This window comes from Streptomyces sp. LS1784 (genome assembly GCF_020103755.1).
Classification (GTDB): Bacteria; Actinomycetota; Actinomycetes; order Streptomycetales; family Streptomycetaceae; genus Kitasatospora.
Window position 1 is genome coordinate 1 of record NZ_JAHSQD010000210.1, and the last position, 12968, is coordinate 12968.

The following is a 12968-nucleotide window of genomic DNA, read 5'->3' on the forward strand; positions in this document are numbered from 1 at the left end:
GGCGACCAGCAGTCTTGGCGGACTACCTGATCAACGTGGCCCCGTTGCCCGCGTTCCAACGTGATGCCGAACTCCCTTGTCGTCAGCCCGAATCCGTTAACTACCTGGTCTTGGGGGGAGCCCCCGAGTGCGGAATCAACCGGCTGAAGCGAAACCGCGCGGTGGCCACGCGGTATGACAAGCTCGCTGTTCGCTACGAAGCGACGGTGCTGGTCGCCGCAATCGGCGAATGGCTCTGACTGGCGCCGCCGTACACGGCAGCAACGGCCAGGAACGGATGCGTCACCTTCGCACGTTAGGTCGGCATGGTGATGATGGCAGGTCTGCTCTTCATGGCAGTGCTGGTGATCGTGCCCTTCACACTGGCCTCAATCCGGCATCTCGTGGTGCGATCCGGCCGTCCGGGATGGTTATGCCGCCGCCTGACCACTCGAACGCGAAGCAGCGGGCACGGCCTTGGTGCCACCGCGACCGAGGAGTTGCACGCCTTCTTCAATGCCAACAAGCGCGTGCAAATCGAGCAGCGGCGGACTCAACTGGTCATGCGGGACGACGACCACGCCGGCGCCCCGCCTCGCATAGGTGTCGACTTGGACGGCGGCACCGCTGTCGTTCAACAGCAGAGGTAGCCGCGCCGCAACATGCACGATCCCCTCACTGCAAAATCCACTTCTGAAACAGACCCTAGGATATGCGACATGGCAACAAGACTCGTGCAGATCAATATGAAGGCCCAGGACGACTCCGTGCTCGGCCGGTTCTGGGCGGAGGCACTCGGTTGGGGTGTCGACAGCGAAGCCCCCGGAGTGACCAACCTTGAACCCGTCGGCTTCGCCTACCCCGACCCCTCGGCCGTCTGCATCGACCTCATCGCCCGCCCGGAACCCAAGACGGTGAAGAACCGGGTGCACCTCGATCTGGCCACCACCTCGACGGCCCATCAGGCGGAGCTGGTCACGCGTCTGAAGGATCTCGGCGCGACGCTCGCCGACGTGGGTCAGGGCGCCGTCCCCTGGACGGTCATGGCCGACCCGGAGGGCAACGAGTTCTGTGTCCTGGAGCCCCGTCCGATCTACCAGGACACCGGGCCGATCGCCGCGGTGGTGGTCGACTGCACCGACCCGCGGGCGATGGCCCGGTTCTGGGGCGAGGCGATGGACTGGACGGTGCACGAGGTCGCCGACGACCACGCGAGCCTGCGCTCCGCCCACGGCGTCGGCCCCTACCTGGAGTTCGTCCGCACCCCCGACACCAAGCGCGGGTGGAACCGCGTCCACCTGGACATCAGCCCGTACCGCGGTGACGACCCGGCAGCGGAGGAGGCCCGCCTGCGCGCCCTGGGCGCCTCCGACCCCGGCATCGACCAGTCCGCCATCTCCTGGCGGATCCTGACCGACCCGGAGGGCAACGAGTTCTGCCTCCTCAGTCCTCGCTGACCTTGAGCAGCGGCTCCGTCCGGTTTCGGGTCAGCGGCGGAGACCGCGTGGCGTCAGCGCATGCCGCCGGAGACGGGGACGGTGTCCTCGGTGATTCAGCGCGCATCATCGGGCGCCAGGAAGGCCACGAGCGGGCCTTCCCCGACACACAACGCCCGCCCGGACGCATCCTGTCGGGGGCGCGATCCGGGCGGGGCTCACCACGCTACCCGGCCGGACAACGCTCCCTACCGACGCCACCACTCCAAGGGGCGGTCAGCGTGCACACGACGTCGGGGCGGCGCCCGCAGGCGACGCCCCCGACGTCTTCTGGTCAGTACCGGTACTCGAAGCTGGACCAGAGGTCCGGCGCCCAGTCACGGAACTGATGCGCCTGGTGACGGTACACCTTGTTGCCACCGTCACTGCCGCTGCAGTTGCCGCTCCCGCGCGACTCCTTGACGGTCTGGTGCGATCCGCTGTCGCGGTAGAAGTTGCTCTCGACGGCGTTGCCGTCGCAGATCTGCACGCCGTTCCAGTTGTCGACCGCCGAAGAACAACTCTGTGACGCGCACGCTCAGCGGTCGGGGCGGGCAGGCCTGCGGGTGGACGAAGCTGCAGGCCTGATCGACGTCCGTCCCGGCCATCAAGGGACCTTGGCCGCTACCCAGGTGACCAGGCGTCAGCACCTGATGCTGTCGAGGTCTTGAACGACCGGGCCCGAGCACCAACAACACTGACGCGATGGTCACCTGGTCCAAGTGAAGGTGTCCTCAGTGCCCGGTCGGCGACGGCTCCAGCACAAACAGTGGGATCTCGCGGTCGGTCCTGGTCTGGTAGTCGGCGTAGTCCGGGTAGGCGGCGACAGCCCGCATCCACCACTCCGCCTTCTCCGCTCCGGTCACCTCGCGCGCCATCATGTCCTGCCGGACCGGCCCGTCCTGCAGTTCGACCCGGGGGTCGGCCTTGAGGTTCCAGTACCAGACGGGGTGCTTCGGCGCGCCGCCCTGCGAGGCGACGACGGCATAGCGCCCGTCGTGCTCCACGCGCATCAGCGGCGTCTTGCGCAGTTTGCCGGACTTGGCCCCGACGGACGTCAGCAGGATGACCGGAAATCCGCGCAACGTCGTCCCCTCCGTTCCGCCTGACGACTCGTACGCCTCGACCTGGGTGCGCACCCAGTCGGTCGGGCTCGGCTCGTACTCACCCTTGAGCGGCATGCTGTATCCGTCCCATCGCTTTCGGTGACACTGAACGTCCTCATGCTCCCATGTCCCGCCGCGTCGGTGAACCTGGCCGAACAGCGGGTGCGCACCGGGCGGCTCGCCTCCCGCTCGGCCTCCGCCCGGGCGCCACGCACACCCGCCCCCGAACCGGCTCGGTCACCGCGGTGGTGGTCGCCGCCGGGCCCAGGCCAGGCAGGCGGGCTCCTGCCAGGTGGTGCGGACGACCATCCCGCCCTGAGTGAGGTGCTCGCTGGACCACGTCCGGCAGCACCCGCCGCCGCCCGACCTGGCCGGGCCGGCCGTTCTCACCTGCCGCTGACGCACAAATAGATCTGTTCGGCTCCCCTGCCGCGCTTGCCCCGGTGCGGTGGCTGTCGATGTTGCTGTCCAAAGCTCTCCTCCTTGCTGCTACTCGCGGCGAAGGTCTTCTGGTCGGGGATGCAGCCTCGAGACGAACATGCTCGCTGCGGCCGCGAAGGCCAGGGCAACGGCAACCAATGGAAGTGCGAAGCCGACCGTGCCGAGGAACCAGCCGCTCTGTTGACCTGACAGCAGCAGCACTGCATTCGCCGCCGGATGTCCCGTTCCCAAGGCCAGGGCAAGCGCCAGGTCCGTCGAGGTGACTCCGGAGCCGATACAGGGAATTGTCCCGACAGCCGGGAAGGGAGGCCTCGGTCATGGCCTGCAGTGTCCGGCAGTCCGCCGAGATCCTCTGAACACCCATCAGCCGGACTTTGTCGGCTTCTGTCAGCGGGGCCCCACCGCCGTTGGGAGGCGCCGTGACGCTCTTCTGCTGCAGCCAGTGGAACGCGGCCGGCAGCGGCAGAGCACGGGACCGCGATTCCTCCGGAATATCGCTGCCGGACAAGTGAACGACCAACTGACTGGGTGCCGGCATGTGAGCCGGCTCGGCCTGCCGCAGTACACCCGAGCCGATCGTAGCGGTGAGGACGAGCACGCAACGGCCCGCGAGGTGTCTTGCCAGAGGCCCGGGTGACCGGGAAGGCGCCCGCGTAGCCCTTGAGGCCCCTTGGTGGCTGTGCCCGCTTCGCACCACCCGCCTGCGCACCCTGCTGGTTCGGCCTGACAGTCCCTGGCCAGCAGGCAGTGGCGAGCGGCTACGACCCGATCGCGGCACCTGCGACAATGCCGACGGCACGACGCAGCACGGTGCGCCGCGGAATGTTCGCCGTCACGTGGATTTCTCCTTGCTTCGGACGACCGCGAATACGGTGAGCGTTACGGCGCAGACCACGAGCACGGCCAGCACCGGGTTGACGTACGAGGGGATCACCACGGACACCGTGCGGCCGTCGGAGCTGACACAGCCGAACTTCAATGGGATGAACGAGGGGTCATAGCCGACCAGTTGCTTTCCCATTGCCGCATCGCATGCTCTGGCCTCGGTGTAGTCGTCGGCCATGAGCAGGTGCAGCAGGCCCCAGGTGTAGAGGCCGATCGTGGTGGCCCAGACCAGGGCTGAGGCGGAAACGAGGGCCATCGCGCGGGAGGCGGCGGCCCGGGCGCGGACCAGCACTCTGATGCCGTACAGGACCAGTACCGCAGTGGCGAGGGCTCCGAGCAGCAGCACCAGGAGGAGTATGACGCCGTCGTGCCTGGCGAACGGTTGGTCTGCGGACATCACGTTCTCACACCCTGTCAGCGGTTCCGGAGATGGCGTTGTACTTCTCCGTAACGCAGTAGAGCCCCCATGCGCTTCTTCGCCTCGCTGTACGCCTCTTCTCCGGGCCCCTGGTAACGGCGGAGGACGTCGTAGATCTCCTCGTCCACGTAGTCCAGGCGCGGCGACCCCATCGCGGGTGACCTGTCGTCGCCGAGGGGCTCGCCTGCGATGTCCCGCATGTGGATCAGGAAGACGGGGACGCCCAGGATGTGTTCCTGGTCGCCTGGGGATGGCGGGCCCGCGTGATCCGCAGCGGGCATGCCGTCAGCCTCCTGTCGCGGACCCGCCCGCCCGTCTCACCGCACCAACAAAACCCCAGCCCACACACCACCCAACATCTCAACTACACCCCTCTGAGACGTCGCCCGGCACCATCTCGGCCCCGGTGGACGCCTACACCGGGCTGGTCTTGGACGACAGGGCAGGGGACGGCCTGCTCGCCAATTCGGTCGGCTGACGCCCCGTCATTCGAGCTCGACGACGAGCGAGGCGTAAGAGGGGATCATCACCTTCCGGGCATAGCTGCGCGAGACGATCCGGTATGGGCGACCTGCTGCGCAGATCGCCGCGATCATCCGGGCGATTTCGGCGCGTGCGACGGGCGCGCCCAGGCACAGGTGCCGGCCGGCGCCGAACCAGAGCTGGCGCGAGCGCGGGTCGTACGGGCGGGCCAGGTCGAAGCCGCCGGCCAGGTTGTCGGCTGCGTAGGTGACGAGGAGGATCCGCTCGTCCCTGCGCAGTCGGCGGCCGGCCACGGCAACGTCCGCACTGACATGCCGTCCGATCACCGGCGCGGGCGTGGTCACCCGAAGCCCTTCGCGCACCGCGTCGCGGATCAGCCCGGGGTCGGCGAGCAGAGGTTCCTGCTGCCCGGTGTCGTGGATCAGCGCGACCGTGCGGGCCATCGCGCTGGCGGCGGTCTCGGTGCCCGCGACGAGCAGCAGCGAGGCAAGCCCGCTGGCCTCCTCCAGTGTGATCCCGGCCTCACGGCAGCGGCCGAGCAGGGTGTCGGGTGCGGCACCGGCGTACGCCGCCGGGACGCCGCTGGTCAGCGACCTGACGATTTCCTTCGCTGCTTCGATCCGCTCCGGCGGCAGCTCCGTCGAGGCGGCCGTGTCGAGTGCCAGCGCGGCCAGCCGCTCGCCTGCGGAGAAGGTCTCCAGGTACGTGGAGTCCGGGCTGTTCGGCGAGAGCTGAAGGCCCAGCAGGTCGGCCATCAGACGGCCGACGACGAGCCGGGCGGTCGCGGCCACATCGACCTGGTCCCCGGCGGTGAGGCGCGCCGTGACGTCGGCGTAGACCGGCCCGGCGGCCCGTTCGACCAGGGCGGCGGAGTTCTCCTCGGTGAACAGGTCCCGGGCGCGCCGGCGCAGGTCCGCGTGGCCGGCGCCGTCGAAGAGCCGGGTGACGTACGGCCCGAGGATCTGCTCCCACAGGTGCCCAACGCCGCCCTCTCCGAGCAGGGTGAAGTGTTCGTGGTCGTTGAGCACGGCCCGGATGAGGGTGGGTTCGCTTGCCACCCAGCCCAGTCGGGGTACCCGCCGGATCGGTCCGAAGGGCCGTGCCATGGTGATCCTGGTCAGCGTCCACAGGGCGGGCCGGCTGGCCCACAGCAGTCTGCTCTCGTGTCGTTCTGCCGTTGTCGCGCCCATCGTCGCCTCGCCCCCACCGTCGCCTCGAATGTCCGTGCGAGGAACCGTACCGCGGCAGGCCGAGTCAGGGATCATCATATGATCAGGCAGCTCGGGGGAGGCTTGAGCACGTGTCGGAGGGCAGTGGAACAGTTGGTCGGGCAAGACGGCGGGGCTCGCGCGGTGATCGCCGCGGTGGCGGTGCACCTGCCGGAGGAATCGCTCACCTCGCGCGAGGTGGAGCAGCGGATCGCCGACAGCGGCCCCTACCGGCCGCGCCCCGGGCTGATCGAGGCGGTCACCGGAATCGCCGCGCGGCGCGTCGCCCCTGACGACTGGCAGGCCTCCGACCTGGCCGCAGCAGCCGCCCGAAAGCTGCTGGCCAACGCCGGCCTCGACGCACGGGACCTCGACCTGCTGATTTTCGCCAGCGCCTCGCAGGACATGGTCGAGCCGGCTACGGCGCACATCCTGGCTTCGAAGATCGGGGCGCGCTGCCCGGTGTTCGACGTGAAGAACGCCTGCAACAGCGTGCTCAACGCGATCCAGGTCGCCGAGGCGCTGATCGCCGGCCGACAGTACCGCAGGGTCCTGGTCTGCACCGGGGAGCTGCCGTCGCGGGCGATCCGCTGGTCGGTTCGGGACCGGAGCCAGTTCGCCGAGTCATTCCCCGGCTACACCTTGTCCGACAGTGGCGCGGCCGTGCTGCTGGAGGCGGGGGCGGTGCCGGACGGGATCTTCCATCGCGCCTTCACCGCGGACTCCTCGGCTTGGGAGGTCGGCACCCTGCCCGGCGGCGGCACCGCGTACCCGCGGGACCCGGAGGCGACCTACTTCCGGATGGACGGCGCGCGGCTGCACGCGGCCTTCGAGGCGCTCGGTCCCGAGCTGATCCACCAGGCCCTGGCCGAACACGGCCTGACCTGGGCGGACTTCGCAGTGGTGGCGGTGCACCAGGTGACCGTGCCACTGCTGGACGCGTTCCTGAGCAGGACCGGCCTGACCGCCGGGTCGCTGGTGCCGGTGCTGCCCGAGCACGGCAACCTCGCCTCGGCCTCGCTGCCGTTCCAGCTCGCCCAGGCGTTGGAACAGGGCCGCTGCGGGCCGGGCGACCGGGTGGCGCTGATCGGCCTGGCCGGCGGGGTCTCGCTCGGCGTCGTCTTCGCGCACCTGTGAATTCGATCGTGAGCTCGATTGTGAGGAAGCACCAGTGACCGACCTGTGGGTGGTCGTGCCGGCCTACAACGAGGAGGCCTCGTTGCCGGCCACGCTGCGCGCGCTGGCAGAGCAGACCGACGCGGACTTCGAGTGCGTGGTGGTGGACAACACCTCGACCGACCGGACCGCCGAGGTGGTCCGGGAGTTCGCGGTCACCGCCGGCTTCCCTCTGCACCTGATCACCGAGGGGCGCAAGGGCACCGGCGCGGCCGCGGACACCGGGATGCGGTTCGCGATCAAGGCCGGCGCCCGGTACCTGGCCCGCACCGACGCCGACTGCCTCCCGGTACCGGGCTGGACGGCAGCCGTACGCCGCGGCCTGGCCGACGGGCTGGAACTGGTCACCGGTCAACTCCTGCCGCGCACCGACGAGTTCCGGCTCAGGCTGTGGGAGAGCCGGCTGCTGCCGGCGGTGGTCGCGCTGGCGGCGTGGTTCGGCAGGTTCCGGCCCGGCAACCGCGACCCGCAGTACGTCGGCCCGTACCTGATGTGCCCCGGCTGCAACCTTGCCATCACCGCCGACCTCTACGAGCGCTGCGGCGGCTTCCCGCGCACCGCGATCGAGGAGGTGCACGAGGACCGCGCCCTGGTCAACCGGGTACGCAGGCTCACCGCCGCCTACGGGCAGGTCCCGGGCATGCGGGTCTACGGCTCGGTGCGGCGGCTGCGCGCGTTCGGGCTGCGCAACACGCTGGCCTGGTACGCGGACCACCGGTACCGGCCCGAGGTGGTCGACATCCGATGAAGCGGCAGGAGCACGTCTGGGAGCGACGGGTGCAGCTGGCCGCCCACCCGTGGGCGTACCCGTTCATCGCGGCCGTGGCCCGGCGTGGTCCCGCCGTGCGGGTGCCGGGGGTCGGCGTCGTGGTCAGCGATCCGGAGCTGGCCCGGCAGGTGCTGCTCGACCACGAGGGGTTCCGCAAGGACGGCCCCGGGTCCTCGGGCGCGCTGTGGACACCGGTTCTGGGGCCGTCCGTGCTGCTGAACATGGAGGGCGAGGAGCACCGGAGACTGCGGGCCGCGCTGGCCGGCCTGTTCACCCGGGCCCAGGCCACGGAGTTGTGCACCCGGGTGCTCGAACCGGTGCTGCGCGAGGCCATCGACCGGCTGGGCGCCGGCGGCGCGGTGGACCTGGTCGCACTGACCAGGACGGCGGCCGGCACGGTGATCGGCGAACTGCTGGGGGTGGCCGACACCGCGGGTGCGGAGGTGTTCGAGCGGGGCGAGCGGATCGTACGGATGGTCGGGCTGCGGACCAGGGAACTGTCCCCGCGCCAGGTCGCGAAGGCGAAAGCGGTGTTGGCCACTCTGGTGGTGGCGGCGGGCGAGGCGTACGACCGCGCGGAGGTGGGCTCGATGATGGGGCGGCTGCGCGACCACGGGCTCGACCGGGAGCAGGCGCTCGGGCTGGCGGCGGCATTCCTGCTCACCGGGACGGAGACCGTGGCGACCACGGTGCCCCGGGTCTTCGCGCTCTGGCACGACTCCGGGCTCCTGCCTGCCCTGCGGGCCGACCTGGCGGCGGGCGGCGCGGCCTTCGACGCGGCGATCGACGAGGCGATGCGGGTGATCACCCCGAGCCCGGCGATGCTGCGCCGGGCCGCACGGCCGGGCCGGCTCGGCGCGACGGCGGTGCGTGAGGGGGACCGGGTGGTCATCGCCACTGCGCAGTGCGACGCGGCTGCGGGACCGTTCGACCGGGCGGCGGCACTGGGCCGGTGCCCGGCGCACGATCCCAAGCGCCTGTGGTTCGGGGCCGGGCCGCACTACTGCATCGGTGCGCCGCTCGCGCTGGCTGAGATCCGGGTGCTGATGCAGGCACTACTGATGGCGGGGGCTGAGCGCATCGTGCGGCGACGGGCCAAGCGACGCGTGCTGATACCGACCTACGCGCGGCTGGAGGTGGCAGCCGGACAGGCCGCCGGTCCCCCGAGACCCGCAGACCACGCAGAGCTGGAGGTGACCGCACCGTGAGCGGCACGCCCGACCCCGCAGGCGCCGGACTGGCCGGACGGATCGCGGGCCACGCGCGCCGGACGCCCGACGCGGTCGCCCTGCTCGACGCACACGGCACGCTCACCTACGCCGAGCTCGCACAGAGGATCGCCACCACCGCGAGCGGGCTGCGCGCCGCGGGCATGTCCGCCGGCGACACGGTGCTGTTCGCGGTCCGCCCCGGCCGGGACGCCCTGGTGCTCGGCCTGGCCGTCATGGCAGTGGGCGCCGTCGTCGTGGTGGCCGACCCCGGCGCGGGCGCCGAACTCGACGCCGCGCGCGGACGGCTCGTCACCGAACGCCTCGCCGCACCGCGCTGGCTGGCCGCCGAATCCTGGCTCTGCGCGCTCTCCGCCCGCAAGGCGGGACGCACACTACTGCGCCGCCTCGGCCTGAACCTTCCCGCGCTATCCGACCCGACCCTGCGCCTACTCCACACCGGCCCGCGCCTCCCGGGCCTGCCCCCGGACGCGCTCTCCGCCGCTTCCCTGGCGCACACCGAGCCCGAGCCCGAGCCCGCGGGGGCCCCGGACCGCCCGGCCCTGGTCGTGTTCACCTCCGGCACCACCGCCCGCCCCCGGGCGGTGGTGCACAGCCAGGCCACGCTGCTCGCCGGCGCCGACCTGCTCGGCGAAGGCCTGGGCCTGCCCGCCGCCCCCGGCCCTGTGGTCGTGCACTCCGAGCAACTGATGATCGCCTTCGCCTTCCTCGCCGCCGGCGCCACCTGGTCGGTGGCGCCGCTCCCGGTGCGGCCGAAGCGGTTCCTGCGGGACCTGCGGCGCCGCCGGGCCAGCCACACCTTCGGCACTCCGGCCGCCCTGGCCCGCCTGCTCGCCACCGGCCGACTCCCGGACACCCTGGGCACGGTGCTGCTCGGCGCCGCACCCGTGCCGCCCCCGATCCTGCGCCGCCTGCGAAACGCGCTCCCCTCGGCCCGGATCGCCGTGGTCTACGGCGCGACCGAGATGCTGCCGATCGCCGTGACCGAGGCCGATGAGAAGCTGGACCATGCACCCCACGGCGACCTGGCCGGCCACCCCCTGCCCGGAGTCACGGCACGCCTCAACGAAGAGGGCGAACTCCTGCTGCGCGGCGCCCACCTGGCGATCGGCTACCTCGGTGACGGGCCGATCGGCGAGCTCAACACCGGTGACCGGGCCCGAATCGATGCCGAGGGCCGGATCGTGCTGCTCGGCCGGACCAAGGACATGCTGATCCGCGGCTCCTTCAACCTCTACCCCGGCCTGTACGAACCCGCGGTAGCCGCTCTCCCGGGTATCGCCGAGGCCGTTATCGTGGGCGTCCCCGACCCGCTGACCGCTGACGAGGCAGTAGTGCTGGCCGTACGCCCCGACGGCTCCGTCCCGGAACCGGAACTCCTCCGCTCCCTGCAACGCGAACTGCCCCGCACGATCGATCACGCGGCACTGCCGGACCGGATCCTCTGCCTCCCGGCGATCCCCCGACGGGGACGGACCGAGAAACCCGACCGCGAACAACTCCGCGTACTGGTCGCGAAGGAGGCGTGGTGATCACCGTCGTCACCGGGGCCAGTGGCTTCGTCGGCAGCACCCTGTGCCGCGCGGCGCGGGCAGCCGGGCACCAGGTGCTGGCGTTGGGGCGGCGCCGAACCGTCCCCGCCGACCTGATCGGTGACGCTCCCTACCTCCCCTGGGACCTGGCGGACCCAGCGGCCCGGTCGGCCCTCCCCGCCCCGTTCACCCGCCCTGACGCGGTGATCCACTGCGCAGGCCTGGCAACCGACTGGGCCCGCCCTGAGGCGTTCCACCGCGGCAACGTGCGGACCACCAGGGGCGTGCTGGCCGCGTTCCCCGAGACGGCGCGCTTCGTGCACCTGTCGACCGCGAGTGTCTACGATCCGCGTCGGCCGACCGTCATGGCCCGGGAGGACAAGGCCGACGCGGTCCACCACACCGACGCCTACGGGCGCTCCAAGGCGCTGGCGGAGGCGTGGGTCCGCCGGGTCCGCCCCGACGCGGTGATCCTGCGACCGCACGCCGTCTACGGTCCCGGGGACACCACACTGCTACCGCGCCTCCTCCAGGCGGTGCGCAGAACCCCGTTCGGGCCGAAGCTGTTCGCGATCGGTGACGGTCGGCAGCGGCTGAGCCTGACCAGCGTGGCGAACCTGGTCGACGCCTGCCTGCTCGCCGCCGAGGGCCGTTCCTCGGGCACCTTCAACATCACCGACCGGGAGCCGGTCGTGCTGGACGACGTGCTGCGTCAGGTCCTGACCGCCCACGACCTCCCGGCCGAACCCGTCTACCTACCGCTTGCCCTCGCCCTCCCACTGGCCCGCACCGCCGAACTCCTGGCCCGCACCGCCCGATCCACCCGTCGCCCCCGCCTGACCGTCTACGCCGTCCGCCACCTGGCCCACGAACGCACCCTCGACCTCACGGCCGCCCGCACCCACCTGGGCTACCAGCCGGCGCCGACGGACCTGGGGCCTGCCCTGCGCCGGAACTGACACGGACTCTCCACAGGTGGACCAGCAAGATCACCTCAACCGAACAGGGGTCCCCTACACGGTCGGGCCTGGCACCGTGACCGCGACGGTCAACTCAGGACGGCTGTCCGCTCCGCCGACCTGGGACTGGGCGAGGAAGCCTCCCGCGAAGCCACACCGAGGGATGCAACGCCGACCAGCGCGGTGATCACCGCCCCCCAGCCCTGGAGGTCGATCCGGCCGCGGAATGGGCCACCGCGGCCGGAGTTGCTGTTCTTCGAAGGCACTGTGCCCGGTCGGCCGGTGGCATCCCCAGAAGCGCAGGGGCCCGACGGTTCCAGCGGTCGGACGGGGGGTGTCGGGGAGGGTCGGTGGGTCCGGGACGGCGGCCGGGCCTGCCCGGGGCGGTTGCTGGCGGCAATGCCGTTGCTTTGAGGCTGTGGCTACTACCGGCGCGCCGAATTGGGTGGTCAGCTGGTCTGGCACGGCACACCGGGGTGCGGGTTGCTTCCGTTGGCGAGCACGAGAAGGGCGCTCACCGCCACGATCCCGGTCAGCATGGCGAGCGTCATCAGCCCGAAGCGTTTCATCGGAGGCTGGTACCGGGTGGAACGGTACATCCAGATCGCGAACGTTGCTCCTACGGCCAGCAGGAGGAAGGGGGAGCCGAACAGCAGGAACTGCAGCGTCAGTGCATCGCCCGTGGCATGAACGCCTCCGGTGCAACTTGCCCATCGGCGGCTGATGATGGCAACGGAACTCCCGGCGCCGAGCAGTGCCAGCAGCACACCGAGGCACCCGGTGCCGACGACAGCTCGATCCTGGCCTTCATCGTCGTTCACGACGATCCTCACCTCCTGTTCCCTGGGTCCGGATGATTGGACGCAGGTGGTCGCCCGCCCGGTTGCCGAGAGAAGAGGGCGCCCGTAGCCCCGGTCACGGCGTCGCGGGTGGACCGGGGTTTCTTGGAGCCGTACCAGCGGCCGACCTCGGCCTTGGTCATGCCGGACCGGCTCCGTTTCTGCGGGAAGCGGCTGGGTGGCTCTGAGCGCCCGGGAATCTCGTGGACCGCGATGGGGGTCGCGGCGGCGGTTCTGGCGACGTTGATCGGCGCTTATTGAGCCGTTCGAACTGGATGCCCGCCTCGGCGGCCGGCTTCTTCACCGCTGCCTTCCGCACCCGCGACGCCGCGCCAGCGGCACGGCGGGACGACATACTGCGCCGGGCTGCAGCCGGTACGGCGTCCGCGCGGGCGACCGAAGCGGTCGGCTCCGCCGGGACGACCGGCTCGGCGGGCGCGGCCGCTCCCCGACCGAGACGGCGGGCGCG

General features: G+C 71.1%; 13 protein-coding genes and 1 pseudogene. 8 read left to right on the forward strand and 6 right to left on the reverse strand.

The features are described 5' to 3' along the window. From KS423_RS23125 to KS423_RS23135, 3 genes and pseudogenes are all read left to right on the forward strand, one after another. Nucleotides 1-239: pseudogene (locus KS423_RS23125) on the forward strand (hypothetical protein); the annotation flags it as partial. Nucleotides 240-305: 66 nt separating this feature from the next. After that, on the forward strand, nucleotides 306-629 hold the full coding sequence (locus KS423_RS23130) for a DUF6191 domain-containing protein (protein WP_224281517.1): 324 nt from the start codon (nucleotides 306-308) through the stop codon (nucleotides 627-629). Between the two features lie 69 nt (nucleotides 630-698). Continuing rightward, nucleotides 699-1436, forward strand: coding sequence for a VOC family protein (locus tag KS423_RS23135; protein ID WP_224281518.1), 738 nt, complete (start codon nucleotides 699-701; stop codon nucleotides 1434-1436). Nucleotides 1437-1749: 313 nt separating this feature from the next. On the opposite strand, the gene KS423_RS23140 is transcribed toward KS423_RS23135, so the two are convergent. The 5 genes from KS423_RS23140 to KS423_RS48085 all read right to left on the reverse strand — a co-directional run bounded on the left by KS423_RS23140 (nucleotide 1750) and on the right by KS423_RS48085 (nucleotide 5845). Continuing rightward, nucleotides 1750-1944 (reverse strand): hypothetical protein, encoded by a 195-nt coding sequence (locus tag KS423_RS23140; protein WP_224281519.1) that lies wholly within the window; start codon nucleotides 1942-1944, stop codon nucleotides 1750-1752. 244 nt (nucleotides 1945-2188) lie between these two features. Beyond that, complete coding sequence (locus KS423_RS23145) at nucleotides 2189-2635, reverse strand: nitroreductase family deazaflavin-dependent oxidoreductase (RefSeq protein ID WP_224281520.1); 447 nt, start codon at nucleotides 2633-2635, stop codon at nucleotides 2189-2191. A 1198-nt stretch (nucleotides 2636-3833) separates the two neighbouring features. After that, on the reverse strand, nucleotides 3834-4283 hold the full coding sequence (locus KS423_RS23150) for a hypothetical protein (RefSeq protein WP_224281521.1): 450 nt from the start codon (nucleotides 4281-4283) through the stop codon (nucleotides 3834-3836). Nucleotides 4284-4300: 17 nt separating this feature from the next. Then, a complete protein-coding gene (locus KS423_RS23155; protein WP_224281523.1) occupies nucleotides 4301-4585 on the reverse strand; it encodes a hypothetical protein in 285 nt (94 codons plus the stop codon). Nucleotides 4586-4789: 204 nt separating this feature from the next. Then, nucleotides 4790-5845 carry a cytochrome P450 gene (locus KS423_RS48085; protein WP_224281524.1) on the reverse strand — a complete coding sequence of 352 codons (1056 nt, stop codon included), beginning with the start codon at nucleotides 5843-5845 and terminating at the stop codon, nucleotides 4790-4792. Between the two features lie 264 nt (nucleotides 5846-6109). Here KS423_RS48085 and KS423_RS23165 point away from each other — a divergent pair, with 264 nt between their 5' ends. The 5 genes from KS423_RS23165 to KS423_RS23185 are packed head-to-tail and all read left to right on the forward strand — an operon-like array spanning nucleotide 6110 to nucleotide 11660. Further along, nucleotides 6110-7132 carry a 3-oxoacyl-ACP synthase III family protein gene (locus tag KS423_RS23165; protein ID WP_224281526.1) on the forward strand — a complete coding sequence of 341 codons (1023 nt, stop codon included), beginning with the start codon at nucleotides 6110-6112 and terminating at the stop codon, nucleotides 7130-7132. A 34-nt stretch (nucleotides 7133-7166) separates the two neighbouring features. Next, nucleotides 7167-7919, forward strand: a complete 753-nt coding sequence (locus tag KS423_RS23170; RefSeq protein WP_224281528.1) for a glycosyltransferase family 2 protein — start codon at nucleotides 7167-7169, stop codon at nucleotides 7917-7919. Continuing rightward, nucleotides 7916-9148, forward strand: a complete 1233-nt coding sequence (locus KS423_RS23175; protein ID WP_224281529.1) for a cytochrome P450 — start codon at nucleotides 7916-7918, stop codon at nucleotides 9146-9148. The genes KS423_RS23170 and KS423_RS23175 overlap by 4 nt, the downstream gene beginning before the upstream one ends. Further along, on the forward strand, nucleotides 9145-10701 hold the full coding sequence (locus tag KS423_RS23180) for a class I adenylate-forming enzyme family protein (protein ID WP_224281531.1): 1557 nt from the start codon (nucleotides 9145-9147) through the stop codon (nucleotides 10699-10701). The genes KS423_RS23175 and KS423_RS23180 overlap by 4 nt, the downstream gene beginning before the upstream one ends. Then, nucleotides 10698-11660: an NAD(P)-dependent oxidoreductase gene (locus KS423_RS23185; protein ID WP_224281532.1), complete on the forward strand. Its 963-nt coding sequence runs from the start codon at nucleotides 10698-10700 to the stop codon at nucleotides 11658-11660. Before KS423_RS23180 ends, KS423_RS23185 begins: the two co-directional genes overlap by 4 nt. Before the next feature lie 449 nt (nucleotides 11661-12109). Here the strand turns inward: KS423_RS23185 and KS423_RS23190 are convergent, their stop codons facing one another. Continuing rightward, nucleotides 12110-12493, reverse strand: a complete 384-nt coding sequence (locus KS423_RS23190) for a hypothetical protein (protein ID WP_224281533.1) — start codon at nucleotides 12491-12493, stop codon at nucleotides 12110-12112. Nucleotides 12494-12968: the final 475 nt, after the last annotated feature.

Bases quoted from the DNA above. Each gene is read 5' to 3' on its own strand.
- KS423_RS23130 (WP_224281517.1), top strand. From the start codon at position 306: ATGGTGATGATGGCAGGTCTGCTCTTCATGGCAGTGCTGGTGATCGTG.
- KS423_RS23135 (WP_224281518.1), top strand. From the start codon at position 699: ATGGCAACAAGACTCGTGCAGATCAATATGAAGGCCCAGGACGACTCC.
- KS423_RS23145 (WP_224281520.1), bottom strand. From the start codon at position 2,635: ATGCCGCTCAAGGGTGAGTACGAGCCGAGCCCGACCGACTGGGTGCGC.
- KS423_RS23150 (WP_224281521.1), bottom strand. From the start codon at position 4,283: ATGTCCGCAGACCAACCGTTCGCCAGGCACGACGGCGTCATACTCCTC.
- KS423_RS23155 (WP_224281523.1), bottom strand. From the start codon at position 4,585: ATGCCCGCTGCGGATCACGCGGGCCCGCCATCCCCAGGCGACCAGGAA.
- KS423_RS23175 (WP_224281529.1), top strand. From the start codon at position 7,916: ATGAAGCGGCAGGAGCACGTCTGGGAGCGACGGGTGCAGCTGGCCGCC.